Annotated in this window: 24 protein-coding genes (1 of these 24 only partly in view); 11 read left to right on the plus strand and 13 right to left on the minus strand. The window is 60.6% G+C overall.

Annotated features, from left to right (window positions below; all coding sequences use genetic code 11):
- Positions 1-126 carry the 5' portion of an SGNH/GDSL hydrolase family protein gene (locus tag DMZ65_RS14750; protein WP_116599647.1) on the minus strand. Its footprint begins 510 nt before the window's first position, so only the first 126 of its 636 coding nucleotides appear in the window; it begins with the start codon at positions 124-126; the stop codon falls past the left edge of the window.
- Between DMZ65_RS14750 and DMZ65_RS14755 the strand changes: the two genes are divergently transcribed.
- Positions 125-370: a hypothetical protein gene (locus DMZ65_RS14755; protein ID WP_116599648.1), complete on the plus strand. Its 246-nt coding sequence runs from the start codon at positions 125-127 to the stop codon at positions 368-370. The two genes, DMZ65_RS14750 and DMZ65_RS14755, sit on opposite strands and share 2 nt — an antisense overlap.
- Positions 371-490: 120 nt before the next feature.
- Here DMZ65_RS14755 and DMZ65_RS14760 read toward each other — a convergent pair whose 3' ends face one another.
- The 3 genes from DMZ65_RS14760 to DMZ65_RS14770 all read right to left on the minus strand — a co-directional run bounded on the left by DMZ65_RS14760 (position 491) and on the right by DMZ65_RS14770 (position 3325).
- Entirely contained in the window at positions 491-1204 is a 714-nt protein-coding gene (locus DMZ65_RS14760) for an RlmE family RNA methyltransferase (RefSeq protein WP_116599718.1), read from the minus strand.
- Positions 1205-1477: 273 nt separating this feature from the next.
- Positions 1478-2590, minus strand: coding sequence for a Ppx/GppA phosphatase family protein (locus tag DMZ65_RS14765; RefSeq protein WP_116599719.1), 1113 nt, complete (start codon positions 2588-2590; stop codon positions 1478-1480).
- A 75-nt stretch (positions 2591-2665) separates the two neighbouring features.
- Entirely contained in the window at positions 2666-3325 is a 660-nt protein-coding gene (locus DMZ65_RS14770) for a sulfotransferase family 2 domain-containing protein (protein WP_116599649.1), read from the minus strand.
- A 283-nt stretch (positions 3326-3608) separates the two neighbouring features.
- Here DMZ65_RS14770 and DMZ65_RS14775 point away from each other — a divergent pair, with 283 nt between their 5' ends.
- From DMZ65_RS14775 to DMZ65_RS14790, 4 genes are all read left to right on the plus strand, one after another.
- Complete coding sequence (locus DMZ65_RS14775) at positions 3609-3905, plus strand: virulence factor (RefSeq protein WP_116599650.1); 297 nt, start codon at positions 3609-3611, stop codon at positions 3903-3905.
- Positions 3906-3931: 26 nt separating this feature from the next.
- Entirely contained in the window at positions 3932-4855 is a 924-nt protein-coding gene (locus tag DMZ65_RS14780) for a methylenetetrahydrofolate reductase (protein WP_116599651.1), read from the plus strand.
- Between the two features lie 10 nt (positions 4856-4865).
- The gene (locus DMZ65_RS14785; RefSeq protein WP_116599652.1) at positions 4866-5939 is read left to right on the plus strand and encodes a dihydropteroate synthase; all 1074 of its coding nucleotides are present in this window, start codon (positions 4866-4868) and stop codon (positions 5937-5939) included.
- Positions 5940-6130: 191 nt separating this feature from the next.
- Positions 6131-7264 carry a glycosyltransferase family 4 protein gene (locus DMZ65_RS14790; protein ID WP_116599653.1) on the plus strand — a complete coding sequence of 378 codons (1134 nt, stop codon included), beginning with the start codon at positions 6131-6133 and terminating at the stop codon, positions 7262-7264.
- A 12-nt stretch (positions 7265-7276) separates the two neighbouring features.
- Here DMZ65_RS14790 and DMZ65_RS14795 read toward each other — a convergent pair whose 3' ends face one another.
- Positions 7277-7693 carry a DUF1810 domain-containing protein gene (locus DMZ65_RS14795; RefSeq protein ID WP_116599654.1) on the minus strand — a complete coding sequence of 139 codons (417 nt, stop codon included), beginning with the start codon at positions 7691-7693 and terminating at the stop codon, positions 7277-7279.
- A gap of 460 nt (positions 7694-8153) precedes the next feature.
- On the opposite strand from DMZ65_RS14795, the gene DMZ65_RS14800 reads away from it, so the two are divergent.
- The 5 genes from DMZ65_RS14800 (at position 8154) to ptsP (ending at position 14241) form a co-directional block, all read left to right on the plus strand.
- Positions 8154-9359, plus strand: coding sequence for a 3-deoxy-D-manno-octulosonic acid transferase (locus tag DMZ65_RS14800; protein ID WP_116599655.1), 1206 nt, complete (start codon positions 8154-8156; stop codon positions 9357-9359).
- Positions 9360-9583: 224 nt separating this feature from the next.
- Positions 9584-9925, plus strand: coding sequence for an NUDIX hydrolase (locus DMZ65_RS14805; protein ID WP_438942737.1), 342 nt, complete (start codon positions 9584-9586; stop codon positions 9923-9925).
- Positions 9926-9986: 61 nt separating this feature from the next.
- Positions 9987-10421 carry a DUF1178 family protein gene (locus tag DMZ65_RS14810; protein WP_116599657.1) on the plus strand — a complete coding sequence of 145 codons (435 nt, stop codon included), beginning with the start codon at positions 9987-9989 and terminating at the stop codon, positions 10419-10421.
- Positions 10422-10641: 220 nt separating this feature from the next.
- A complete protein-coding gene (locus tag DMZ65_RS14815; RefSeq protein WP_116599658.1) occupies positions 10642-11877 on the plus strand; it encodes an aspartate kinase in 1236 nt (411 codons plus the stop codon).
- A 123-nt stretch (positions 11878-12000) separates the two neighbouring features.
- Positions 12001-14241, plus strand: a complete 2241-nt coding sequence (ptsP, locus tag DMZ65_RS14820; RefSeq protein ID WP_116599659.1) for a phosphoenolpyruvate--protein phosphotransferase — start codon at positions 12001-12003, stop codon at positions 14239-14241.
- A 6-nt stretch (positions 14242-14247) separates the two neighbouring features.
- Here the strand turns inward: ptsP and DMZ65_RS14825 are convergent, their stop codons facing one another.
- Positions 14248-14988: an EcsC family protein gene (locus tag DMZ65_RS14825; RefSeq protein ID WP_116599660.1), complete on the minus strand. Its 741-nt coding sequence runs from the start codon at positions 14986-14988 to the stop codon at positions 14248-14250.
- 49 nt (positions 14989-15037) lie between these two features.
- Complete coding sequence (locus tag DMZ65_RS14830) at positions 15038-15523, minus strand: GNAT family N-acetyltransferase (RefSeq protein ID WP_116599661.1); 486 nt, start codon at positions 15521-15523, stop codon at positions 15038-15040.
- 75 nt (positions 15524-15598) lie between these two features.
- Between DMZ65_RS14830 and DMZ65_RS14835 the strand changes: the two genes are divergently transcribed.
- Positions 15599-16204 carry a flavin reductase family protein gene (locus DMZ65_RS14835; protein WP_116599720.1) on the plus strand — a complete coding sequence of 202 codons (606 nt, stop codon included), beginning with the start codon at positions 15599-15601 and terminating at the stop codon, positions 16202-16204.
- A 173-nt stretch (positions 16205-16377) separates the two neighbouring features.
- On the opposite strand, the gene DMZ65_RS14840 is transcribed toward DMZ65_RS14835, so the two are convergent.
- From DMZ65_RS14840 to dprA, 6 genes are all read right to left on the minus strand, one after another.
- Positions 16378-18012, minus strand: coding sequence for a SulP family inorganic anion transporter (locus DMZ65_RS14840; protein WP_116599662.1), 1635 nt, complete (start codon positions 18010-18012; stop codon positions 16378-16380).
- Positions 18013-18724: 712 nt separating this feature from the next.
- Complete coding sequence (locus tag DMZ65_RS14845; RefSeq protein ID WP_116599663.1) at positions 18725-19351, minus strand: 3-oxoacid CoA-transferase subunit B; 627 nt, start codon at positions 19349-19351, stop codon at positions 18725-18727.
- Positions 19351-20055, minus strand: coding sequence for a CoA transferase subunit A (locus DMZ65_RS14850; RefSeq protein WP_116599664.1), 705 nt, complete (start codon positions 20053-20055; stop codon positions 19351-19353). The genes DMZ65_RS14845 and DMZ65_RS14850 overlap by 1 nt, the downstream gene beginning before the upstream one ends.
- Before the next feature lie 99 nt (positions 20056-20154).
- Entirely contained in the window at positions 20155-20712 is a 558-nt protein-coding gene (locus DMZ65_RS14855; protein ID WP_116599665.1) for a L,D-transpeptidase, read from the minus strand.
- Between the two features lie 125 nt (positions 20713-20837).
- Entirely contained in the window at positions 20838-23573 is a 2736-nt protein-coding gene (topA, locus tag DMZ65_RS14860) for a type I DNA topoisomerase (protein ID WP_116599666.1), read from the minus strand.
- Positions 23574-23730: 157 nt separating this feature from the next.
- Positions 23731-24924, minus strand: a complete 1194-nt coding sequence (dprA, locus tag DMZ65_RS14865; RefSeq protein ID WP_116599721.1) for a DNA-processing protein DprA — start codon at positions 24922-24924, stop codon at positions 23731-23733.
- Positions 24925-25011: the final 87 nt, after the last annotated feature.

The following is a 25011-nucleotide window of genomic DNA, read 5'->3' on the forward strand; positions in this document are numbered from 1 at the left end:
GCCCAATTTGTCGGCCATGACGGCGGGCCAGCGATGGTTGGGCGCAAACCGCGCGGCGTGCCCCAACTGGTGCAATGGCTTGGTGCCGTGACTGTTGCTGTCGCCATAGACGAGGACGGTGGTCATGCGCTTGCCTCTCTTGCTTTGTCTGCCGCGTGCAGCATTGGCGGCGAAGCGCGTCCTGTCCAGTCAGCAATTTCATCCAGATCTGAAGCCGCTGCATACTAAAAGCGATCTTGTCGCAAATCTGCGGCAGTCTGAAGTTTTAGGCAAATCCCAAGGATTGACCGCCACCATGCGTTCAAAGGGGGTCGGCCTGAAACGTCACAACAGTCTTATGGCGCGGCAAGACGTGGCTGCGGATGCGTGAATGTTGCACGCAAGCCGTACCCAAGCAGGACATGACGAAATATGACTTTGCATGCATTTCGCCGCATTTTGCACGCAGGTTTCAGGCGGCGGCACCTGCAACGCTGCGACGGGCACCGGATCAGTTCTGTTCGCTGCCTCGAAACCCCGTCGCAACCACGAATTTTTCCGAGCTATCCGAGCGTGAAGATGGTGGCTTGACGTTCGCGACTTTGGTGAAGCGCTGCTTGAGCAGCTTCTGAAGGTCGCCCTCTGCCCCGCCAGCCAGAACCTTGGCGACAAACGTGCCGCCCGGCGACAGCACATCAAAAGCGAAATACGCCGCAGCTTCGCACAGGTGTATGATCCGCAAATGATCGGTCTGCTTGTGACCAGAGGAAGACGCCGCCATATCCGACATGACCACATCGGCCGAACCGCCCAGCCACTCGCGCACCTGTGTGTCGGCATTTTCATCAAGAAAGTCGATGACGTGAATTTCCGCACCCGGGATCGGCTCGACCTCTTGAAGGTCGACGCCCAACACCGTGCCAACCGCCTTGCCGGATTTCTCACCCAGCGCGTTCACCCGCTTGACGGCCACCTGACACCAGCCGCCGGGGGCACAGCCCAGATCGACGACCCGCGCGCCGGGCACCAGAAAGCGGTACTTTTCATCAAGCTCAAGGATCTTGAACGCGGCCCGGCCCCGGTATCCTTCGGCGGTCGCTCGCTTGACATAAGGATCGTTCAACTGCCGCTGAAGCCAGCGCGTCGAGGACAGCTTGCGGCCGCGCGCGCTTTTGACTTGGACTTTCAGATCGCGCTGTCCGCGCCCGGAGGTGTTCTTTGCCATGGGATCCGTTTCGTGCCGTTGCTGCGGGCGGCGCCCGTAAGAGGCTCCGGCATCCGGTGACATACTTTAAGAGGGTTGGGGGCGGATTTCAATCCGGCGCAATACGCTTAGACTTTGGATCAACATGCCCCCATCGTTCAAGGGTTTAGCACGCACATAACCTCCCCCCAGCCATGTCCGTCCGACTTGCGCCCGGCGTTCCGGACCGGGAACGGATTTCCGTCAAGCTTATACAAGACATATAAGAGTCCAACCACGCCGTGTCAGTGGCCGTCAGTAAGGTGCGTCTTCAAGCACACCATGACTGCACATCTGCGCGTATAGAAGCCCTTCACGCAGACCTCGGTCCGCGACCGACAGCCTGTCGGTCGGCCAACACCGCAGCAAGGCTTGCAAGATCGCAGAGCCGGACATGATCAGAGCCTGCCTGTCCTGACCGATCCTTGGATCGCGGTAGCGCCCGGCGGGGCCAAGCTCCAGATAGCGGTTGATCACCTTCTCGATCTGGTCAGATGTCATGCGCAGCCCGTCAACCTTTGTCCGGTCATAGCGTTTCAGCCCCAGATGAGAGGCGGCAACCGTGGTGACGGTGCCAGAGGTGCCCACGATCTGAAACCCCTCACGCGCCTGTTCATCTTTGTAGGGGGCAAATTCGGCAAGGTTTTCCTCGAAGAACCAACTCATCAAGGCGTAACGCGCGGCATCATCCTCGACGTCCGAAAATTGGTCGCGCAGGGTGGCCACGCCAAGCGGCACGGATATCCAGTCCACGACCTTGGCGGCCGTAAACGGGCTGACACTGGTGTGAAACCCGGCATGAAGCCGCATGATGGCGCGGGGCCGTTCGCGGTTCGGCACAGAGGACAGGTCAATCCACACCAGTTCTGTCGAGCCGCCCCCGATATCGACCACCAGCAACTGTTCGGTCTTGGTGGACACCAGCGGCGCACAGGAAATCACCGCCAGACGCGCCTCTTCTTCCGGCTGAATGACTTCAAGATCCAAGCCCGTCTCACGTTTGACTTGCCGGATAAAGTCGCGGGCGTTGGCGGCCCGCCGACATGCTTCTGTCGCCACAAGCCGCATGTGGCGCACCTCGTGGCGGGACAGCTTCTGGTGGCAGACGCGCAACGCCTGTATGGTCCGGTTCATGGACGCACGGCTAAGCCGCCCAGATCTTTCCAACCCAGAGCCGAGCTGAACCGACTTGGAAAAACTGTCTACAACGTGAAACTGGCTGCCCTTGGGCTGGGCAATCAGCATTCGACAACTGTTCGTGCCGAGATCCAGCGCGGCGTAAAGCTCGGATGGATCTGGCGGTTTGGGCGCGGACCATTCAACCGGTTTAGGGAATGCGCCCGCACCTTTGGGACGCTTTGGCGCCATGTGATGCGCCTTTCCGATTTTCAACTTGCTGTCACGATACGCAGCAAGCGCATGACCTGCAAGATTGTCGTGGCGCTACTTCAGTGGATTCTCGAAATAGTCGGACAGATGTCTGTATTCATCCTCCAGCAGGGGCCGGATCGCGTCGATGGTTCGCGGTGCCAGATCATCCAGTGTCAGCTTCATCTCGGACGGGTTTTCGCGCCGCATCTCGACCGGCTGCCCGGTGCGATCCGACAGATCACGCGCCAGTTGGCCCATCTCTTCGGTCTTGTAGACGCGGTCATATTGCAGCGGCCGCGGACCGATGAACAGTTCGGTTGCCAGACAGTGATGCTTGATGACCGATGACCCTTTCATGTATTCGGGCAGGTGCTGAAAGAAATAATCCGGGTCCGGATCGCGGCTGAGATGGGCAAATTCGGGACGGTCGCGCAACTTGCGGCTCATATGAAGGTCGCGCAGCTGCACCACCCGATTGGTGTAGACCGACAGCAGCCGTCGGACCGGATCGCGCACCACGGTAAAGCGCCAGTGGTCCGACAGATTGTGCCATGTTCGCCGCCGATAACGCACCGTCGGATAGATCGCATGCCATGTCATCACCGTGATCTCGTCCTCGGGCGGGATCGTGACGCCGGGATCAAGATGCGCAAGTGCTGCCTTGACCGAAGAGCACCCCGCCTTGGGCACAGCCATATAGGCGATCTTGTGCGCTGGAATGGCGATGACCAAAGGGGTGTTCCTGCATGCTGCCTGACGCCACGCCGTTTCCCGACTGTGGCTCTTCGCGCGGCACTATCCGCATATCGCGGTGCAGGGTCAAGCGGTGCCTGACCGCCTAACATGAGCAACGCTCATCATTTGCCCCCGGTTATTTCATCGCCCCGCCACTGGCCCCTGCCCGCCCCCAGCCGTAAGGTGGCGGCGTCGCTCAAAGCGTCACAAATGTCGAAAAACGTCGCCGGGATGCTGCGCCGGTGAATTACAGATGCCTAACTGGTCCGAGGATTCGAAAATGCCCGATGTCACTATCGTCTACTGGCGCGACATTCCTGCGCAAGTCATCGTTGGCAAGGGCCGTCGCGGGGCGAAGGCGCAACTACCCGAACGGTTCGAACAAGCCATTGACCGTGCGGCGATGAAATCCGGCGCAGCAGGAACGGATGACTACCTTGCGGAATGGCGCAAGGCGGCCCCCTATCCTGTCGAGGGCGCATCGGAAGAGGTGCTGGCCGCAGAGGTCGCGCGTCTGGATGCCGAATATGACCGGGACCGCATCAAGCAACTGATCGACAATAATGGTCGGGCATGAGCCCAGCCAAGCTTTGGGAGGCCGCAATGGCGCTATTGAATTTCCGCAAGAAGGCTGACGCACCGCCCGGAGCCTCGCCCGAGGTTCAGGCGTTTCTGCAAGGCTATTCGATCGAGGTGATGCCGCGCACCGCCGAAAAGGTCGAGAATTTCCGCGATCATTTGCCGGAAGGCACGCGCGTCTATATCGCCCATATCGACGGCACGGATATTGCCGACATGGTTGCGACGGCCGCACGGCTGGCGCGCGATGGCTATAACGTCATGCCGCATTTTCCGGCCCGGATCATCAAGGATCAGGCAACGCTTGCAGACTGGATCGCGCGCTATCAGGGCGAGGCGGGCGTCACACAGGCGTTGCTACTGGCTGGCGGTGTCTCGCAGCCTGTGGGATCGTTTGACAGCTCCATGCAGCTTTTGGAAACCGGGCTGTTCGACAAGGCAGGCTTTACCCGTCTGCATGTGGCCGGCCACCCCGAAGGCAACCGCGACATCGATCCCGATGGCAGCATGAGTAACGTTTCCGAAGCGCTTGTCTGGAAACAGAAATTTAGCGAACGGACAGATGCAAAGATGGCTCTCTCCACGCAATTCGCCTTTGACCCCGACCCGATCATCGCCTGGGCCGACGGGCTGAAGGAGGCGGGCATCGACCTGCCCATCCATATCGGCATTGCCGGTCCTGCAAAGCTTCAGACCCTCATCAAATTCGCCATTGCCTGCGGTGTCGGGCCGTCCCTGAAGGTTCTTCAGAAACGCGCCATGGACGTGACGAAATTGCTTCTTCCCTACGAGCCGACCGACGTGATCGCCAAGCTGGCCGCGCACAAGGCCGCACATCCCGATTTCAATATCGAGCAAGTGCATTTCTTCCCGCTGGGCGGGATCAAGGCAAATGCCGACTGGGCCACCCAAAACGGTGGCGACGCCACCAAACCAGCCAATAGCTGAAAGGTTAAGAATGACTCGTACCATCGTTGAATCCAAAACAAAAACCGCCGTCATAGGATTTGACGAACCGTTCTGCGTGATCGGCGAGCGGATCAATCCCACGGGCCGCAAGATCCTGTCCGAAGAGCTTGAGCGCGATGACTTTTCCCGCGTCGAGGCCGATGCGATTGCACAGGCCGCTGCGGGTGCCAACATCCTGGACGTGAACTCGGGGGCCGTCTTTTCCAACAAGATGGCCGACGATCCGCGCTATGCCGACAACAACTTTGTCGAGCCGATGCTGATGCCGGAAATGATCCGCCGCATTCAGGCCGTGACCGATACGCCGCTCTGCATCGACAGCTCGGTGCCCGGTGCATTGAAAGCCGGGCTTGAGGCCTGCGAGGGGCGCCCGCTTCTCAACTCTGTCACCGGCGAGGAAGAGCGCCTGGAAATGGTGCTGCCTCTGGTCAAGCAATACAATGTGCCCGTGGTCGCGATCTCTAACGACGACACCGGCATTTCCGAAGATCCCGACGTGCGCTTTGCCGTGGCCAAGAAGATCGTCGAACGCGCTGCGGATTTCGGCATCCCTGCGCATGACATCGTGGTCGATCCGCTGGTCATGCCGATCGGCGCGATGGCCACCGCGGGCCTTCAGGTCTTTGCGCTGGTGCGGCGCCTGCGTGATGAGCTGGGCGTAAACACCACATGCGGTGCCTCCAATGTCAGCTTTGGCTTGCCCAACCGCCACGGGATCAACAACGCCTTTTTGCCGATGGCGATGGGCGCAGGCATGACCTCCGCGATCATGAACCCGGTGGCCGTGGCGGTGAACCAAACCAAGATCGCCGAGAAAAAGGCGCAGGTCATGGCCGCAGGCATCATTCTGCCCGACGATATTGACGACGAAACCTTCGTGACGCTTTTCGGCCTCGGCTCCACCCTGCCCCGTCCGGGCAAGGAGATGGAGGCAATCCGCGCCGCCAACCTGTTGACCAACAATGATGCGCATGGCGGATCGTGGATCCAGTTCAACAAGGTCGGCGCCAGCGCAGGCGAGGCAACCTCGGGTCGTCGCGGTGGGCGCCGCCGCCGCGCCTGATCGGCAGTCAGGGTCGCAATCAAAGGGTCTGCGGGTGTCGTCTCGCGGGCCTTTTGCCATCACATACCAAACCGACATCCTGCGCCTATTGGACGGAAATCCGTCCCTTCTGACGCGCACCCGACATTGCCCGCAGCCGCCCGCGCTGCTACGGACCTGAGCAGAACACGTTCAGCCGGAGAAAATGGCGCATGCGCACGGCAATTGTCACAGGCGAATATTATATCGGCGGCGAAACCTTCATAAACCGCCACATCCAGCACCTGTTCGGCGGCGATACCGTGGTCGTCTGCGGGCGTTTTCACGGTGAAAACCCCTATGACAAGGCATGGTTTGCGCGGCGCGAAAAACCCACGACCGCGGACCTGCTGACAGCGCCATACTGGATGCTGCACAACCGGATCGTGCACAACACATCGCGCCTGCCCTTCGGCAAGGCCAAGCGTGATCTGGCGGATTTTCTGCGTGCGCAGAAGGTCGAGCTTATCCTTGCAGAATTTGGCACTCAGGCGCTTGCAATGGCGCCGATCGCCAATGAGCTGGGCCTGCCGGTCTTCACTTATTTCCGCGGCACGGATGCGTCCAAGGCGATCCAGACCGAACGCATGCGAGAGGCTTACCGCCGGATGATGCCGCGCCTTGATGGCGTGTTTTCGGTCTCGCAATTTCTGTTGGATAATCTGGCAAAACACAACATTCGCCACCTCAATTCCACGGTGATCCCATCAGGCGTCGATGTCAGGCAATTCGTGCCGGGGCAGAAGCAACCGTTTAGCTGTCTGGCCGTCGGGCGCTTTGTCGAGAAAAAGGCACCGCTGACGACGCTGCGCAGCTTTGCCGAGGCGACGCATGATCTGCCAGATGCGCATCTGGATTTCATCGGCGACGGCCCCCTTCTGGACGATGCAAAAAAGCTGGCCAACGATCTGGACGCAACGCCCCGCGTCAGCTTTCACGGCAGCCAGCCGCATGCGTTTGTGCGGGGCAAACTGGCCACCGCGCAGTTTTTCCTGCAACATTCGATCACGGCGGCCAATGGCAACACCGAAGGCCTGCCGACCGCGATCCAAGAGGCGATGGCCTGTGGATGCGTCACTGTTTCAACCCGCCATGCCGGGATTCCGGAAGCGATTGACGAGGGCAGCACCGGCTGGCTGGTGGAGGAACACGACGCGGCAGGTTTTACCGCCGCCATTCGCCGCGCAATGCAAGCCCCCGACCTGCCACAGATGGCAACCCGCGCCCGCCAAGTGGCCGAGCAGCGCTTTGACAATGATGTGCTGCTCAAGAAACTGGAAACCAGGATTCGCGCAACACTGGCCTGAAAGGTCAGTGCCCTATTCGCGCGACAGGATGTTCAACGTCAGGGGACAAGGTGTCCCGTCGTAGAATGCACGAAGGATGTCATCGAATACTGCGTGCTCTTTGCCTTGCGCTGCAAAGAGCGTCGCCGAGGACCGAAGTTTCAGAGCGTCCACCTTTCCCAGGATCTGGATCGGCGGGGTGCCTTCGTGCTGCAACATCGCGCGTGAAATCTCTATCAGCCGGGCGCTCAACACCGGATGGGCCAGATAGGCCGCAGCTTCGGCACCGTCGCGAATCCCGAAAATTTCCGAAGTTTGCGACCGGCCCAAGGAAGCAAGCTGAGGAAAGATAAACCACATCCAATGCGTCGTCTTCTTGCCGTTGCGAACCTCGGCCAGCGCGACGGGGTAAGTCTGTGCCTGTACTTTCAGGAACCTGTCCAGCGACATTGACGTCTTCCACTATTCCACAATCACCGGTAGAGTAGCGCGATTGGCACCGCTGTGAATGGAAAAAATCGCGACATTTGGCAGATGCTGACCATTAGCATTAGAAAACACCACGAGTGCAGTGAATTTTAAAGGTAAATTGGCGATATTGACGAACACGCATCGGCGGATTCCGACCAATCGGATTAGAATGCAGGATAAATAGCGCGCGAGACCATGTCAGATCGGCTTTGAGCATTCGGTGCGGGCGGAAGTTCGCGGCAGATCGGCCGTCAGGAAAACGGCAGACCCGCATCTTTCGACGTTTGCGCAACGCCCCCGGCGCATCTGGCCTACAGCCACGCTTCACCGTGGGCGCGCCAAAGGCTTGCCAAGCGCAAGCCCGCGCCATAGGTCCAGAACAGTCGCGTCCCTCACCTTAGAAGCGGTTTGATCCTCTGTGTTTTTGTACCGTATCCTCATGGCTCTTGCGTCCGTTGCGCTGTTGGTCCGCCCGTGTCTGCGGGGCGATTGGGCACTTGTGTCCGACCGTCTGGGGCGCGGCCCGGCCACGTCCGGCCCGCACCTGTGGTTGCACGCCGCCTCTAACGGAGAACTGGCATCAGCGCGCGGCTTGATCGAACATGCTCTGACCGTACGGCCCGATATGGGCGTGGTGGTCACATGCAACACCGCCACCGCAGTCACGCTCGCACGGTCCTGGGGGATCAGCAGGCTTCACGTCCGCCTTGCCCCTCTTGATCTTGGCCACATCAACCGGCGCATGCTGCGGCGATGGGACGTTCAGTTGCATATTACAATGGAATCAGAGCTTTGGCCCGACAGGGTGATGCGCTGCGCTGCCGCAGGCATACCAGTGGCGATCTTCGGCGCGCGCCTGACAAAACGCACCGCGCGGGGCTGGGCACGGTTCGGGAGATTGGCCCGCAAGGTGCTGGGGCGTATCAGCTACCTTTCCGCGCAGGACAGCCGGTCCCTGGCACGGCTCCGGGCGTTGGGGTTGCAAGCCTCTGCCGTGGGTCCGGTGCTGGATCTCAAGGCCAGCTACACCCCACCGCAGGATCTGACACCCGACGCCACCCTGCGCGCCAGCTTTCCGCGCGCGCAGACCTGGCTGGCAGCCTCTACCCATCCGGGCGACGAGGCGGTGGTGATCGCAGCCCATCTCGCGGCCCGCGCGGCCCGGCCCGGTCTGCGTCTGATCATAGCACCACGACATCCCGCGCGCGGTGCCGGGATTGCCGAAACCCTGACAGCGGCGGGCCTGAAATTCGCGCAGCGCAGCCGGTCTGACGCAAGCGACAAAGAGGTCTTGCTTGCCGATACGATGGGCGAAATGGCACTGTGGTATGCGGTTGCAGGCACGGTTTTCATCGGCGGCACGCTCAGCGATCGCGGTGGACACACGCCATACGAACCCTCAGCCTTTGGCGCGGCACTGATCCACGGACCGGATGTTGACAACTTTTCGTCGGCCTTCGGTCGGCTGCAACGCGCACGGGCCTCGATCTGCATCGCCAATGCCGAGGAGCTGGCAAAGGCGCTTTGCGATTTGGACACGACCGCCTCACAGGCCGAATTCGGCGCGGCCGCTCAGGCTGCCCTGATGCAGGGCGACGCTTTGAAGCAAGTGAAAGCGGTTCTCGGGCGCTTGTTGACGGGCTGAGCCAAAACGCGGGTTTCGCCAAATATCGGGCGCGGCAAATCTCTGGTCTGGTCAAGTCGGAATTTGACCTCTACCCTTCTTTCAAATGCTGATACGATGGTTCCCGGATGACGCTGATCGGAAAGCCTCAGACAACGCCGCTCCACATTGTCGGTCCCGGCGGACTGCATACACAATGCGCGGCGCTTTGTTATCGGATCCGGAAAGGCAAGCCTCAGATCCTGTTGATCACAACACTTGGGTCCAATCGCTGGATCCTGCCCAAGGGCTGGCCGATTCGCGGGCACACGCCGGGTGAAACCGCCCAGCAGGAAGCCTGGGAAGAAGCCGGTGTTCGGGGTGATCTGCACGATGCGTGTATCGGTATCTTCACCTATTCGAAGGCCGGGATGACCTGCGTCGCCATGGTTCACCCCCTGAAGGTCAAAACCCTGAAGCAAACCTATCCAGAGGCGGGGCAGCGCAGGCGCAAGTGGTTCGGCCGCAAGAAAGCCGCCGCCGCCGTGCGCGAGGCCGATCTGGCACAGTTGTTGTTGCAATTCGACCCCAAAGCGTTGCGGCTCTAGTCCAGCTTGATCTTGTCGGGCCAGTGCTTATCTTTGACGGGCAACGATTTTTTGGTTTCACATGATCCAGTACACACTCAAATGCACCGACGATCACCGCTTTGACAGCTGGTTTCAGTCCGCGTCCGCCTTTGAAAAACTCAAGGCGGCGGGCATGATCGTTTGTGCCGTCTGCGGCTCGTCCAAGGTGGAAAAGGCGATCATGGCACCGCGTGTCAGCCAATCGCGCGAGACCGCACAGTCTTCCAATGACCGCCCACTTTCCAAACCGGCAAACCCTGCCGAACAGGCGCTGGCGAAACTGCGCCAACATGTCGAAGAAAACGCGACCTATGTGGGCCGCGATTTCGCGACTCAGGCCCGCGCGATGCACGATGGCGATGCGCCAGCCCGCCCGATCTGGGGCGAAGCCAGGGGCGAGGACGCCAGGAAGCTGTTGGATGACGGCGTTCTGGTTGCCCCCCTGCCCTTCATGCCCACGCGCAAGACCAACTGATCGCAGCCCGGTCCCAGCAAGAATCCCACCGCGCAAGCCGGGCGACGGGCTTGCGCGTTTGGTTTCCACCTTTATGTGCGTCATGCCCGGTCGGACATAGCCTTACACAACATAATGCGTACGAAAGCGGCGCTTTGGCGCGTCTGTGCGCGCGGGTTGGCCTTGCCTATGGCGCATTGCTTGCGTAAATGGCCCCAGAAGCTGATCCCGAGGGCACAACATGCCAGTTCTTGTGATGAAATTCGGCGGCACGTCCGTCGCCACGCTGGACCGTATTCGGCGCGTCGCGAAACGCGTGGGCGTCGAGGTTGCCAAAGGCTATGATGTGATCGTCATCGTCTCGGCCATGTCGGGCGAAACCAACAAGCTGGTAGGGTTTGTCAACGAAACCTCGCCGCTGTTTGACGCCCGCGAATATGATGCCGTCGTCAGCTCTGGCGAAAATGTCACCGCAGGCCTGATGGCGCTGACGCTTCAGGAAATGGACGTGCCCGCGCGCAGCTGGCAGGGCTGGCAAGTCCCGGTACGCACCACATCGGCCCATTCCGCCGCGCGCATCGAAGAAATTCCCACCGACAATATCAACGCGAAATTTGCCGAAGGCATGCGCGTGGCCGTGGTCGCGGGATTTCAGGGCCTCAGCCACGAGGGCCGCATCACCACGCTGGGGCGTGGCGGGTCTGACACCACCGCCGTGGCCTTTGCCGCCGCGTTTGGTGCAGAACGCTGCGACATCTACACCGATGTCGACGGGGTCTATACCACGGATCCGCGCGTCAGCCCGAAGGCGCGCAAGCTTGACAAGATCGCCTTCGAGGAGATGCTGGAACTGGCCTCTCTGGGGGCCAAGGTGCTTCAAACCCGCTCTGTCGAGCTTGCCATGCGGTACAACGTGAAACTGCGTGTGCTCAGCTCTTTCGGAGAACAATCTGATGACGCAGGAACATTGGTCTGCGACGAGGAGGAAATTATGGAAAATTGCCCTGTCTCTGGTATCGCCTTCTCTCGGGATGAGGCGAAGATGACCCTTGTCTCTGTCGCTGATCGTCCTGGCATTGCTGCGGCGATCTTCGGACCGCTGTCAGAGGCCGGCGTCAATGTGGATATGATCATCCAGAATATCGCCGAGGAAGGCCGCACCGATATGACCTTTTCCTGCCCCACCGATCAGGTGATGCGCGCGGAAAAGGCGTTGAGCGAAGCCAAGACACGCGGCGAGATCAACTTTAATGAGCTGATCGCCGACAAGGATACTGCCAAGATCTCGGCCGTGGGCATCGGGATGCGCAGCCAGTCCGGCGTTGCTGCCAAGATGTTCAAGACGTTGTCGAACGAGGGCATCAACATAAAGGTCATCGCAACGTCTGAGATCAAGATCTCTGTGCTGATTGATCGCAAATACATGGAACTGGCCGTTCAGGCCCTGCATGATGCGTTCGAGTTGGAGAAAGCCTGACCGGAGGGCCTGCACCCGCATAACGTGAATTTCGTGTAACACCGTTGCATTACACGTTTCTCTTCCGGGGTTCATGTGGTCTAAGGTCGAGCGACCGAAGAGATTGGGAACGCCAACCACACGATGGTGCAAACGACTGAATCCGAAAGCCGCAAACTGCTTGGCCGTTTGCGAGACACCATGGCCGAGGACGCCGCCGGGCAGGCGCGCCTCGACAAGATCACGCATCTGACAGCCGATTCGATGAAGACAGAGGTCTGCTCTGTCTACCTGTTCCGCGACGAAGACACGTTGGAGCTTTGTGCGACCGAAGGATTGAAACCAGAAGCCGTTCATCAGACCCGCATGCGCCTTGGCGAAGGTCTGGTCGGACGCGTGGCACGCACCAGCAACGCCATCAATGCGGCCGATGCGCCTTCTGAAAAGGGTTTCCGCTTCATGCCGGAAACCGGCGAGGAAATCTATTCCAGCTTTCTCGGCGTTCCGATCCAACGGTTGGGGGAAACTCTGGGCGTTCTGGTCGTCCAGTCGAAACAGGCGCGGCAGTTCACCGCCGACGAGACCTACGCACTGGAAGTCGTCGCCATGGTGCTGGCCGAGATGACAGAGCTGGGTGCCTTTGCTGGCGAGGGTGCAGCACTGTCTGCTCGCCACCAGCATCAGGTTGTCGTGCGGGGCACCACCGGGCAGGAGGGCTCGGCCGAGGGCCATGTCTGGCTGCACGAACCGCGCGTCGTTGTCACAAATCTGGTCTCCGACGATCCGGAACGCGAATTGGAACGCCTGCACGAAGCCGTCGAACGGCTGCGCGTCGGGGTCGATCAGATGCTGGAAGGCGCGGTCGGCGGCGACAATGATCAGCTTCAGGTGCTCGAAGCCTACCGCATGTTCGCCAATTCCAAAAGCTGGATGCGGCGGATGGAAGAGGACATCCAGCGCGGCCTTTCCGCCGAAGCCGCTGTCGAGAAAGAACAATCCACTGCCCGGTCGCGCATGGCACAGGTGACGGACAACTACCTGCGCGAACGTCTGAGCGACCTTGATGACCTGTCCAATCGCCTGTTGCGCCTGCTGTCGGGACAAGGCAGCGAGACTGGCGCTGACCTGCCGGACGACCCGATTCTGGTCGCGCGCAATATCGGTCCGGCGGAACTGTTGGACTACGGCCGGTCGCTCAAAGGGGTGGTGCTGGAGGAAGGGTCTGTCGGCAGCCATGCGGCCATCGTGGCGCGCGCACTGGCGATTCCACTGGTGGTCCATGCAGGCCGCATCACGACCGAGGCCTTGAACGGCGATCACATCATGGTCGATGGCGATCAGGGTCTGGTGCACTTGCGTCCCGACGACACCGTCGTCACCGCCTTTCGTGACAAGATGGCGATGCAGGCCGAAGCGCAAGAACGCTACGCTTCGATCCGCGACAAACCCGCAGAGACCTTATGCGGCAAGACCATTTCATTGATGATGAATGCAGGGCTGATGGCGGACCTGCCATCGCTTCAGGGGTCCGGTGCCCAGGGCGTGGGACTGTTCCGGACAGAGCTGCAATTTCTGGTGCGCAACAAGATGCCCAAACGATCAGAGCTGTCGGCGCTCTATGCTCGTGTGCTGGATGCTGCGCAGGGTCAGCGTGTGGTGTTCCGCACGCTCGATATCGGGTCGGACAAGGTTCTGCCCTATATGAAACCCAATGACGAACCCAACCCGGCGCTTGGCTGGCGCGCGATCCGGGTCGGACTGGACAAGCCCGGCATGATGCGGATGCAGCTTCAGGCACTTTTGCGCGCCGCCAACGGGCGGCCCCTATCCGTGATGTTCCCGTTCGTCGCCCAATTCGAAGAGTTTCGCGCCGCGCGCGCCGAGATGGACAAGGCCATCGCCCGCGAAGAGAAACTGGGCCATATCCTGCCGGAACGGCTGGAAATCGGCGCGATGCTTGAAACGCCGTCGCTTGCCTACGCACCCGACCAGTTTTTTGACGAGGTCGAGTTCCTGTCGATCGGCGGCAACGATCTTAAACAGTTCTTCTTTGCCGCAGATCGCGAGAACGAACGTGTGCGGCGGCGTTACGACACGCTGAATGTCAGCTTTTTGACCTTTCTCGAACAGATCGTGGCGCGCTGCAAGAATACGAATACCCAACTTTCTTTCTGCGGTGAAGACGCAGGTCGCCCGGTCGAGGCGTTGTGCCTCGCCGCCATCGGTCTGCACTCCCTGTCGATGCGCCCCGCCTCTATCGGGCCAGTCAAACATTTGCTGAGACGGTCGGACCTCAATGCTGTCAAGGCTGCCATAGACGAGGCACGAGAACGCGGCGATCAATCGGTGCGCGGCGCGGTGATGGACTATCTGCGCTCTGCGTGATGCGCGTTACAAACGCCTGCGCAAATCCTCGATCAACTCTACCGGCGCACGCCCGCTGCGCCGTGCAAGCGATTCCAGTCCAAACTGAACATGCGCCATTTCCTGATAATAGCTGGTATAGGCGTAATTTGTCGCGGCCCCGGCCACCGCGCCCAGCACCGGTATGGTCTGCGCGGCCAGCTTCTGGCCCAGCACGGTGGCCAGCCTTGGTGCCACACGGGCGATCACCGAATGCATCGTCGCCCCGGTCAGCGTGACCCGCGCCGACAGAAAGGCCAGATCGGCCCCGTCATCGCGTTCCAACGGGCCCGCGCTGGAAAAAACCGTCAGGCACAGCTTGCGTATGTCGGGATCATTCGGGTCCAGACCATGTTCGGCCGCGATGCCCTGGATCACCCGCAGCAGCACGGTCGTCGTCACCGGAAGCTCTGTCAGGGCCGTGGGCAGGCCGCCAAAGCCCCCCGCAGCGCCCATGGCCGTCGTCACCGCCGTGTTCAGCCAGCCGCGCTGGTCCGGCACCACGCCACGCGACCTTGCAGCCGCGCCCATTGCGACGGTCAACGCGCGCGTTGTCGTGTCCTCCAACCGATCCTTGACGCTGTCAGGCAAGCGTTCCAGCAGGTTTTCCGCCTGCCCACCCAGAAGGTTAAGCACTTGCATGCCCATGCCGCCAGCGGCCTTGTGCCGCCGTGCAAGCCCGTCAAGTTCGGCACCCACATCTGCGGAAATCAACGCGGTTCCGGTCATCCTGCCCTCCTGACATCTCGGGATAACATTGGCCCTCGGGCGTCCTGTTTCAAGCGTCCTTTTCGACCATGCCGGCGACACCTTGCCAGGCATCCGGCACCAAGGACAGCAGCAGCACCCTGTCCGGATTGGTGGGCTGTGGCATCTCGACGCCCTGCCCGTGCTCGAACCCGAACCGGCGGTAATAGGGCAAATCCCCCACCAACAGCACGCGCTCCCAGCCTTCCTCGGCGGCCGCCGCCAGGCTATCACGGATCATCGCTGCCGCCAGCCCTTCGCCTTGTGTAGTCGGATGAACGGCCACCGGTCCAAGCAACAACACGCGTTTCCCCGCGACCCGAACCGGCCAGTAGCGCAACGCCCCGCCCAGAACACCCTGTTCGTCCCTCGCCGTCCGCGACAGCGAAGCGACCGGATCCACATCCTCGCGCAAACGGTACGACGACAGCGCCGTGCGACCGGGCGCAAAGCACAGATCATACAGCGCCTCGACTTCCCACCAGTCGTCTGGCTTCTCTTTCTCAAGATGGTACACGGGCGGCCTTTGGACTTCGCGGTTGACATTGGCCTAGCACGGTCCAAGGTCTCGTTCAAACAGGAGAAAACACATATGTTCTATCGCCCCCAGGATGGCCACGGTCTGCCTCACAACCCGTTCAATGCCATTGTTACGCCCAGACCCATCGGCTGGATCTCGACCCGCGGGGCGGACGGAAGCGATAATCTCGCCCCGTATTCCTTCTTCAACGCCGTGGCGTATGAGCCGCCACAGGTGATGTTCGCCTCCACCTCCGCCAAGCCCGACCGGGACGGCACCAAGGACAGCGTTTCCAATATCCGTGAGACCGGCGTATTCTGCGTAAATATTGTCGAATTCGCCATGAAAGACATGATGAACCAGACCTCCGGCCCGTGGGACCGTGAAATTGATGAATTCGAACTGGCCGGGATCGAAAAAGCGACCTGCGATACCATTGATTGCGCGCGCGTGGCCGCAGCACCCGCCAACCTTGAATGCAAGCTGACACAGATCGTCCAGCTTCCCGGCGAGGCGAACTTCACCGTGTTCGGAGAGGTAACCGGCATCCATCTGCGCGATGATTGCCTGATAGACGGAGAGTTTGACGTGCTCAGGTTCAATCCGCTGACGCGTATGGGATACCGGGATTATTCGGTGGTCCGCGAAAAGTTCAGCCTGAAGCGGCCCGGCGACTAGCCCCTCGCCGGGGCATCGTCAATCATCTCAAAAGGCGCGGCCTTGCCATTTGGCTCGTATCGCTAGCGGTGTTTTAGCACTGCAACTTTGGGTTCAGGCAGCCCCATCGGGCCTGATCTTGCAACGCACATGCAAGGGTGCCCGCAGGGGCACCCTACCACTGACGAGCCGTATCAGTGACCGCCCAAAATGCCGGTGCGCACGTTGTAATCCACCGCGATTTCGTAATCGGGATCATCGTCGCTATCGACCACCAGATGCCCGGCCTTTTTCAGAAGGCGGTGGCAATCGCGGCTGAGATGGCGCAGCTTGATGATCTTGCCTGCGGCCTCATATTTGCCCGCCATGGCCTCGATCGCCTGTAGCGCGGATTGGTCAACAACGCGGCTGTCAGTAAAATCGACGATCACCACCTCCGGGTCGCCCTCGACATCGAAAAGCTCGGCAAAGCCGTCAGCAGACCCAAAAAACAGCGGGCCCTGGATTTCGTAGACTTTCGCGCCGTGATCCGTGACGGATTCGCGGGTTTTGGCGTGGATCCGGCGCGCGTTGTTCCAGGCATAGGCCAGCGCCGAGACGATGACGCCCACGACAACCGCAACGGCAAGGTCGGAATACACCGTCACGACCGTGACCAACACGATCACGAACGCATCCATCATCGGCACTTTGGCGAGGATTTTCAACGAGTTCCAAGCGAACGTCCCGATCACCACCATGAACATCACACCAACCAGCGCCGCCAGCGGGATCACTTCGATGATCGGCGAGGCGAAGAGGATAAAGATCAGCAGAAACAGCGCGGCAGCGATGCCGGCAACGCGGGTCCGGCCACCCGATTTCACGTTGATCATCGACTGACCGATCATCGCGCAGCCGCCCATGCCGCCGAAAAAGCCTGTCACCGTATTGGCAAGCCCCTGCGCCACGCATTCCTGACTGGCGCCGCCGCGCTTGCCGGTCATCTCGCCCACAAGGTTCAGCGTCAGCAAGGATTCGATCAGGCCAATCGCGGCCAGGATCACCGCATAGGGCAGGATGATCTGGAACGTCTCATAGGTCAGCGGCACCATCGGGATGTGGAACGTGGGCAACCCGCCCTGGATCGAGGCCAGATCGCCAACCCGCGGCACATCCAGCCCCAGCACGATCACGATGATCGCAACGATGCCGATACCTGCCAGCGGCGCCGGCAGCGCCTTGGTGATCTTGGGCGTGCCCCAGATAATCGCCATGGTCAGCGCCACCAGGCCCAGCATCATCGCCAGTTGCATGCCCGACAGCCACTCGCCCCCGCTCATGCCGTGACCATTGCTGACAACCGAGCCGGGCACCTTGAACTGCGTCAGTTGCGCAAGGAAAATGACGATCGCCAGACCATTCACAAAGCCCAGCATCACCGGATGCGGCACCAGCCGGATGAACTTGCCCCATTGCATCACGCCCGCGAAAATCTGCAACAGCCCCATCAGAACCACCGTGGCGAACAGATATTCAACGCCGTGCTGCGCCACCAGCGCCACCATCACCACCGCCAGCGCGCCGGTCGCGCCAGAGATCATGCCCGGACGCCCACCGATCAGTGCCGTGATCAACCCGACCAGAAAGGCCGCGTACAGCCCGACCAGCGGATGCACCCCTGCGACAAAGGCAAAGGCCACGGCTTCGGGCACCAGTGCCAGCGCCACCGTCAGACCGGACAGAAGCTCTATCCGCATCCGCGTCGGCGTCAGTTTTTCCTCTGGCAACAAATTCAGATCAGAGGCAGCAATACGACGGGCAAACGAAGCCAGCATGGCTCGGGGCATGGACAATCCTTCGGGAAGATGTTGGCGCTATCGCGCGCTCTTACTGCAATCCTGTGCGATTGGCTACCTCCGCACCCTCAAAAAAACCGGCGGCGTGGCGCGCGCATGTCAGTTGTCCGCCAAGACTGCTAACGGATTATGGCAGGTGGTATCCGGATCACGGCGAGGTGGAATCCCTGACATTGTCGCCAACATGGCAGGAAAATGCCAACAATGCGCGCAAGCAGATCGCGAAATGGCCGCGTTTCACGACAAAGCAAACACCCGGCCTCATGGCAGTGGCCAAGCGTTGGACGTCCCATCCTGACACCCCTCAAAGGCCGGAACAGCCCCCTGCCGGTCAACCACGACGCGGTGGCGGGCGGGTTTCAACTGAAAGCGCGGCACACATGTCGACCCCATGCCCATCCTCGGCAATCTGATGAAGGCCGTTGGCTTGACAGAAGCCGTTATCTTCGTACTAGAGCCGCTGCACAGCGACATCGCTATCTTCGGGTTATCCGGCCTTGTGGACGCAATCTTTTGAAAGCAATCCGCATGAATGTCCATGCCCTCGGCGCTTTCGCCCGGCTCTGACACCATTTCTTCTTGGTCAAAAATACTCCGGGGGAGTCTGCCGCAAGGCAGACGGGGGCAGCGCCCCCATCTGCGTGTACGCAAAACTGAAACGGCGTGCGCGCAACGCGCACCCCGCCAGTTCACGCCTGCAAGATCAGTTGACGATCGTGGCCTCTGTCGCGGCGCGCAGCTCGTCTTCGGTCACACCGTCGGCGGTCTCGACGATCTTCAGACCACCCTCGACAACGTCCAGCACGCCCAGATTGGTGATGATCCGGTTCACCACGTTTTTGCCGGTCAGCGGCAGAGTGCAGGCTTTCAACAGCTTGCTGTCGCCATGCTTGTTGGTGTGATCCATCACCACGACGACCTTCTTGACGCCGGCCACCAGATCCATGGCACCGCCCATACCCTTGACCAGCTTGCCGGGAATCATCCAGTTCGCCAGATCGCCATTCTCGGCCACTTCCATGGCACCCAGAATGGCTGCGGCGATCTTGCCACCCCGGATCATCCCGAACGAAGTCGCACTGTCGAAATAAGAAGTCCGGGCCAGTTCTGTGATCGTCTGCTTGCCCGCATTGATCAGGTCAGGATCCTCCTCACCCTCAACCGGAAACGGCCCCATGCCCAGCATGCCGTTTTCCGACTGTAGCGTGATATCCTTGTCGCCGACATAATTGGCCACCAACGTCGGAATCCCGATGCCAAGGTTCACATACATGCCGTCTTCAAGCTCTTCTGCCGCCCGTGCGGCCATCTGGTTGCGATCCCAAGGCATTATGCGTCCTCCCGCTTGCGCGTGGTGCGCTGTTCGATGCGTTTTTCATGCTCACCCTGTACCAGACGATGAACGTAGATCCCCGGCAGATGAATGTGATCGGGGTCAAGGCTGCCACGCGGCACAATCTCTTCAACCTCGGCCACGCAGACCTTGCCGCTCATGGCGGCCGGCGGATTGAAGTTGCGCGCCGTCTTGCGGAACACCAGATTGCCCGTGTCATCAGCCTTCCACGCCTTCACGATGGACAGATCCGCGAAAATACCACGCTCAAGGATGTAGGTTTCGCCGTCGAAATCCTTGTGTTCCTTGCCCTCGGCGATCTGCGTGCCGACACCTGTCTTGGTGTAGAACCCCGGAATGCCGCTGCCGCCGGCACGCATGCGTTCGGCCAACGTGCCCTGCGGGTTGAATTCCAGTTCCAGTTCGCCGCTCAGATACTGGCGCATGAATTCGGCATTCTCGCCCACATAGGACGAGATCATCTTCTTCACCTGACGGGTTTGCAGCAAAATACCGATCCCGAAGTCATCGACACCCGCGTTGTTGGACGCGAATGTCAGATCTTTCGTGCCGGCCTCCTTGATCGCCTGCAACAACAGCTCGGGAATGCCACAAAGACCGAATCCTCCGGCCGAAATGAACATGCCGTCGAACAGCAGCCCGTCAAGGGCCTCTGCCGCCGATCCGTAGACTTTCTTCATAAGACGCTCCTTGACTGATCGCGTGAGTTGTCGCCCGCAACCCGCAGAGAGTCAACGCGAGCCGCACTGCGACGTCGGAGTTTTCGGCCGGAGTCTGGGTCAGATCAAGCGGACCTGCGTGCCAATCGGCGTGATCGCAAAAAGTTCTTCGACCTTGGCGTTGTAAAGACCGATGCACCCATCAGAGGACCGCCGACCGATCTTGCGCGTGTCTTGCGTGCCGTGGATCAGATAGGCGGGCCAGTCGAAATACAAGGCATGTGTGCCAAGGGGATTGTCTGGCGCTCCGCCAGCCACTGGTCTCCAATCCGGGAAACGTTCCATCTGCGAGGGCGTCGGCGTCCAGGACGGACCAACCTTCTTGCGCACGATTTTCGTGTAGCCGCGCTTGGTCAACTCGTCGGTCTTGGGCACAGAGGTCGGATAGACACGGTAATCGCTGCCATCCGCGTTCCAGTAATGCAGCGCCCGCGAGGCGGTGTCGCAAACGATGGCCCCCTTGCCAAGGGTTTCAAAATGCTCGCGCCAATCCTGCCCCGTGAAACCGGAGATGTTGGAACGCGCGACTTCCGGTGCTGCACGCAGCACGGCGGGCATGCACAGGCTCGCGGCGGCGCTGATCATCAGGGTTCGGCGGTTTATCGGGCTTCGTGACATTTTCTGGCCTCATTCTTTGCTCGTCTCCAGCCTCTTCTGAGGCCAGTCCCGGCATTTGGCCAGTAACATATTCTTGAAATGTGTTATGTTGCGTGCCCCCGCCGAAACAGGGGCATTTGCGACCCTCAGTCGTCCGTTTTTGCCGCAGGCTTCTTGGCTGCGGGTTTCTTTGCAGCGGGTTTCTTTGCAGCGCCTGTCTTGCTGGTCGTTTTCTTGGCGGCAGGCTTTTTGGCGGTGGTCTTCTTGGCAGCAGGCTTCTTGGCAGCAGGTTTTTTCTTGCCCTTCGCCTTTGCAGCGATCAGTTCCAGCGCGGTTTCCATCGTCAGCTGCTCTGGCTCTGTCCCTTTGGGAAGGGTCGCATTGACCTTTTCCCACTTCACATAAGGGCCGTAACGTCCCTCCATGACAGAGATTTTTCCGCCATCTGGGTGATCACCCATTTCGCGCAATGCCTTGGCGGCTGTGCCACGACGCCCCGGATTCGCGCGCTTTTCGGCCAGCAATTCGACCGCACGGTTCATGCCGATTTCAAATACATCCGCCGGATCCTTGAGATTTGCGTAAACCGGCTTTGCTTCATCGGGCAACTGATGCTGAATATACGGACCGAAACGGCCGAAATTCGTCCTGATCTCGCCGCCCTCGGGATGCATGCCGATAGGGCGTGGCAAGGACAGCAGCGTCACCGCCTTTTCCAGCGTCATCTCGTCCTTGTTCCAGCCGCGCGGCAGCGAAGACCGCTTGGGCTTTTTGTTTTCCGGCGTGACTTCTCCGCGCTGGACATAGGGACCGTAGCGGCCGGATTTCAGCCAGATCTCGTCACCCGCATCCTCGCCCAGCAGCTTTTCTTCGCCATCGGCACCTTCGCCTGAAATCGGACGGGTATAGGTACATTCGGGATAGTTGCCACATCCGACAAAGCCACCGGTACGCGACGATTTAAGGTGCAACTGCCCCTGCCCGCATTTGGGACAGATACGCGGATCGGTTCCATCCTCGCGCGGCGGATATAGTTGCGGTGCCAATGCGTCGTCCAACACGTCCAACACCTCGGCAATGCGCAAATCCGACGTCTCGGAAATTGCCGCCGAGAAATCGCGCCAGAATCGCGCCAGCAGTTCCTTGTAGTCCTTTTCGCCTGCGCTCACGTCATCCAGTTCGCCCTCAAGTGCCGCGGTGAAGTCGTATTCCACATAGCGTTTGAAAAAATTCAGCAGGAAGATCGTGACGATCCGGCCCTTGTCTTCGGGGATCAGGCGGTTCTGTTCCTTGCGAACATATTCGCGTTCCTGAATCGTGGTGACAATGCTGGCATAGGTCGAGGGACGCCCGATGCCCAGCTCTTCCATCTTCTTGACCAGTGTCGCCTCGGTATAGCGCGGCGGCGGTTGGGTATGCGATTGCAGCGCCAGAACAGCCTGATTTTCGGCCAGCACGGCGGCACCGTTCTTGAGCATCCCCGCAGAGGTGTCGACCACGCTGTCGTCGCCCTTGTCATATTGCGTCCGAAGCGCGTCGCCGGTGCCGAATTTGGCAGGTTCGCCCTGATGGACCTGCGGCAGCCGCTTGTCGTCATCATCGGCGGCCACATCGTCGCGGCCTTCCTCATAGACGCGCAGAAAGCCGTCAAACAGGACCACTTGTCCGGTGGCGCGCAGTTCGACCTGACCATCCTTGCTGGCGACGATCACGGTCGTGCGCTCCATCCGGGCGCTTTCCATCTGACAGGCCAGCGTGCGTTTCCAGATCAGATCATACAGCTTGCGCTGATCGGAGTCGGTCAATTTCAGCGCCGCCGCGTCCTTGGTCATCTCGGTCGGGCGGATACATTCATGCGCTTCCTGCGCGTTCTTGGCCTTGTTTTTATAGACCCGCGGGCTGGAGGGCACATATTCCGCGCCGTAACGATCCTTGATGGCGTCGCGCGCCTCGGTCACGGCCTCCGGTGCCATATCAATACCGTCGGTCCGCATATAGGTGATGTGCCCGGCCTCATACAGACGCTGCGCCGCGTTCATGCATTGCCGCGCACCCATGCCGAACTTGCGGCTGGCCTCCTGCTGGAGGGTCGAGGTCATGAATGGGGCCGATGGGTTGCGGCTGGCAGGCTTGGCCTCAACCGAGGCGACCGACAGGTCGCGGCTGGTCACGGCCTGCACGGCCAGTTCGGCCTGCGTTTCGTTCTCGATATCGTAACGGTCAAGCTTTTTGCCGGCGAGGGTTGTCAGCCGCGCCTCGTATTCCTGCCCGCGCGGCGTGGTCAGAAGCGCCTTGACGGACCAGTATTCACGCGGGCGGAACGCCTCGATCTCCATTTCGCGTTCGACAATGAGCCGCAGGCAGACCGATTGCACCCGCCCGGCAGAGCGCGCGCCGGGCAGCTTGCGCCACAACACTGGCGACAGGTTGAACCCGACCAGATAGTCCAGCGCGCGGCGGGCGAGATAGGCCTCAACCAGCGGCGCATCGACCTGCCGGGGGTTCTTCATTGCCTCTGTCACGGCCGTTTTGGTGATGGCGTTGAACACGACCCGGCTGACCGGCGTGTCCTTCTTGACGGCACGGCGCTTGCGCAGCGTCTCTTCAAGGTGCCAGCTGATCGCCTCGCCTTCTCGGTCAGGGTCGGTTGCGAGGATCAGGGCGTTGTCCTTGGCAAGCGCGTCGGCAATTGCCTTGACGTGCTTGCGGCTATCGGTGCCGACCTCCCATTTCATTTCGAAATCATGGTCCGTGTCGACCGATCCGTTCTTTGCCGGCAGATCGCGGACGTGTCCGTAAGAGGCAAGAACCGTGTAGTCGGACCCCAGATACTTGTTGATTGTCTTGGCCTTGGCCGGGGATTCGACGACGACGACGGGCATGTTGCGGACAACCTCACTGATTGGTTACTGGGGGCATATGGCGGCGCAACATGTGTCCTGCAAGAAGAAAAAGTCAATGCGTCGGTCCGCGCGTCGCATCGTGGGGGGCTTTAAACTCTCCCTGAAATGGCACCATCCCGCCGACACGACAGGCGGTTTATCCCCGCGACAGCAACCCGCCGGGTTGACGCCGGAGCTTTCCGTCAAGCTCCAGATCAATCAGCACTGGCGTCACGGACTGGACCGGCGCGCCGAGATCACGGATAAGCTGGTCTTCCGCCACCGGGGACGGCCCCAGGCGGTCAAGGATCATTTGGTGCAGCGCCGCGATCTGTTTCAGGCTGCGTTTGGGTTTTGGCATGTCGCTTGGCGGCACTCGCCGTGGGCGGGGCGCTTTCGGCATTGACGCCGGGGCGGCAGGCTGCAAGTCAAGTTCAGCCTGCTGCGGCGCTGCGTCAATCTGCGGCAGCGCCTCGACGATATCCTCGGCAGAGCGTACCAGCGTCGCACCATCGCGGATCAGCATATTACACCCGCCTGCACGCGCATCGAAAGGATGGCCCGGCACCGCCAGCACCTCTCGCCCCTGATCGAGCGCGCACCGCGCGGTGATAAGAGATCCGGATCGGGCCGCAGCCTCGACCACGACAACCGCGCGAACCAGCCCGGAAATGATCCGGTTGCGCGCCGGGAAATGCCGCGCCTGCGGTTGCAGGCCCATCGCCATTTCGGACAGGCGCACCCCGCCATTGGCCAAGATATCTTCGGCCAGACGCGTATTTTCCGCCGGATACATGACATCCACGCCCCCGGCCTGAACCGCGACGGTGCCACCCTGAAGGCTGGCCAGATGCGCCGCAGTATCCACGCCCCGCGCCAGGCCGGACACCACGACATAGCCCAGATCGGACAGATCGCCGGCCAGCTTGCGTGCCATGCGTGTCCCCAAAGACGAAGCGTTGCGCGCGCCGACAAGCGCCACCATCGGACGCGTAAGCAAAGCCGAATCGCCCATCGCCCATAGCAATGGCGGCGCATCAGGCAGATCGCGGAGCGCTTCGGGATAGGCAGCATCGCCCCAGCACAGCAGATGCGCACCAGCCGCCTTGCCTGCGCGATATTCGGCCATGACCACGCCTTCGGGACAGATTGCGTAATCCGTCACACCAGCGGCGGCCGCGATTCTCGGCAGTGCTTCCAGTGACGCGGCGGCAGAGCCATGTTCCTGCATCAGCCGGTGGAATGTGGTCGCGCCAACCCGGCGTGATCGCAAGAGACGGAGACATGACAGCCTTTCGGCTTCCGTGGTGGGTGGGAGTGGGGGGTGAGTGGAAGGTGCGTCCTTGGTCATCATGTCCCCGTCTTCTTGCTGATCCAATTGGTACGCACGGGTGGTTAATGGGGCGTGAACGGTTGGCCGTCTCAGCCCCCAATCTTC

The sequence above is a fragment of the Primorskyibacter marinus genome, from assembly GCF_003313245.1.
GTDB lineage: Bacteria > Pseudomonadota > Alphaproteobacteria > Rhodobacterales > Rhodobacteraceae > Primorskyibacter > Primorskyibacter marinus.

Bases quoted from the DNA above. Each gene is read 5' to 3' on its own strand.
- DMZ65_RS14755 (WP_116599648.1), top strand. From the start codon at position 125: ATGCGCTTGCCTCTCTTGCTTTGTCTGCCGCGTGCAGCATTGGCGGCG.
- DMZ65_RS14760 (WP_116599718.1), bottom strand. From the start codon at position 1,204: ATGGCAAAGAACACCTCCGGGCGCGGACAGCGCGATCTGAAAGTCCAA.
- DMZ65_RS14765 (WP_116599719.1), bottom strand. From the start codon at position 2,590: ATGGCGCCAAAGCGTCCCAAAGGTGCGGGCGCATTCCCTAAACCGGTT.
- DMZ65_RS14775 (WP_116599650.1), top strand. From the start codon at position 3,609: ATGCCCGATGTCACTATCGTCTACTGGCGCGACATTCCTGCGCAAGTC.
- DMZ65_RS14780 (WP_116599651.1), top strand. From the start codon at position 3,932: ATGGCGCTATTGAATTTCCGCAAGAAGGCTGACGCACCGCCCGGAGCC.
- DMZ65_RS14785 (WP_116599652.1), top strand. From the start codon at position 4,866: ATGACTCGTACCATCGTTGAATCCAAAACAAAAACCGCCGTCATAGGA.
- DMZ65_RS14790 (WP_116599653.1), top strand. From the start codon at position 6,131: ATGCGCACGGCAATTGTCACAGGCGAATATTATATCGGCGGCGAAACC.
- DMZ65_RS14795 (WP_116599654.1), bottom strand. From the start codon at position 7,693: ATGTCGCTGGACAGGTTCCTGAAAGTACAGGCACAGACTTACCCCGTC.
- DMZ65_RS14800 (WP_116599655.1), top strand. From the start codon at position 8,154: ATGGCTCTTGCGTCCGTTGCGCTGTTGGTCCGCCCGTGTCTGCGGGGC.
- DMZ65_RS14810 (WP_116599657.1), top strand. From the start codon at position 9,987: ATGATCCAGTACACACTCAAATGCACCGACGATCACCGCTTTGACAGC.
- DMZ65_RS14815 (WP_116599658.1), top strand. From the start codon at position 10,642: ATGCCAGTTCTTGTGATGAAATTCGGCGGCACGTCCGTCGCCACGCTG.
- ptsP (WP_116599659.1), top strand. From the start codon at position 12,001: ATGGTGCAAACGACTGAATCCGAAAGCCGCAAACTGCTTGGCCGTTTG.
- DMZ65_RS14825 (WP_116599660.1), bottom strand. From the start codon at position 14,988: ATGACCGGAACCGCGTTGATTTCCGCAGATGTGGGTGCCGAACTTGAC.
- DMZ65_RS14835 (WP_116599720.1), top strand. From the start codon at position 15,599: ATGTTCTATCGCCCCCAGGATGGCCACGGTCTGCCTCACAACCCGTTC.
- DMZ65_RS14840 (WP_116599662.1), bottom strand. From the start codon at position 18,012: ATGCCCCGAGCCATGCTGGCTTCGTTTGCCCGTCGTATTGCTGCCTCT.
- DMZ65_RS14845 (WP_116599663.1), bottom strand. From the start codon at position 19,351: ATGCCTTGGGATCGCAACCAGATGGCCGCACGGGCGGCAGAAGAGCTT.
- DMZ65_RS14850 (WP_116599664.1), bottom strand. From the start codon at position 20,055: ATGAAGAAAGTCTACGGATCGGCGGCAGAGGCCCTTGACGGGCTGCTG.
- DMZ65_RS14855 (WP_116599665.1), bottom strand. From the start codon at position 20,712: ATGTCACGAAGCCCGATAAACCGCCGAACCCTGATGATCAGCGCCGCC.
- topA (WP_116599666.1), bottom strand. From the start codon at position 23,573: ATGCCCGTCGTCGTCGTCGAATCCCCGGCCAAGGCCAAGACAATCAAC.
- dprA (WP_116599721.1), bottom strand. From the start codon at position 24,924: ATGACCAAGGACGCACCTTCCACTCACCCCCCACTCCCACCCACCACG.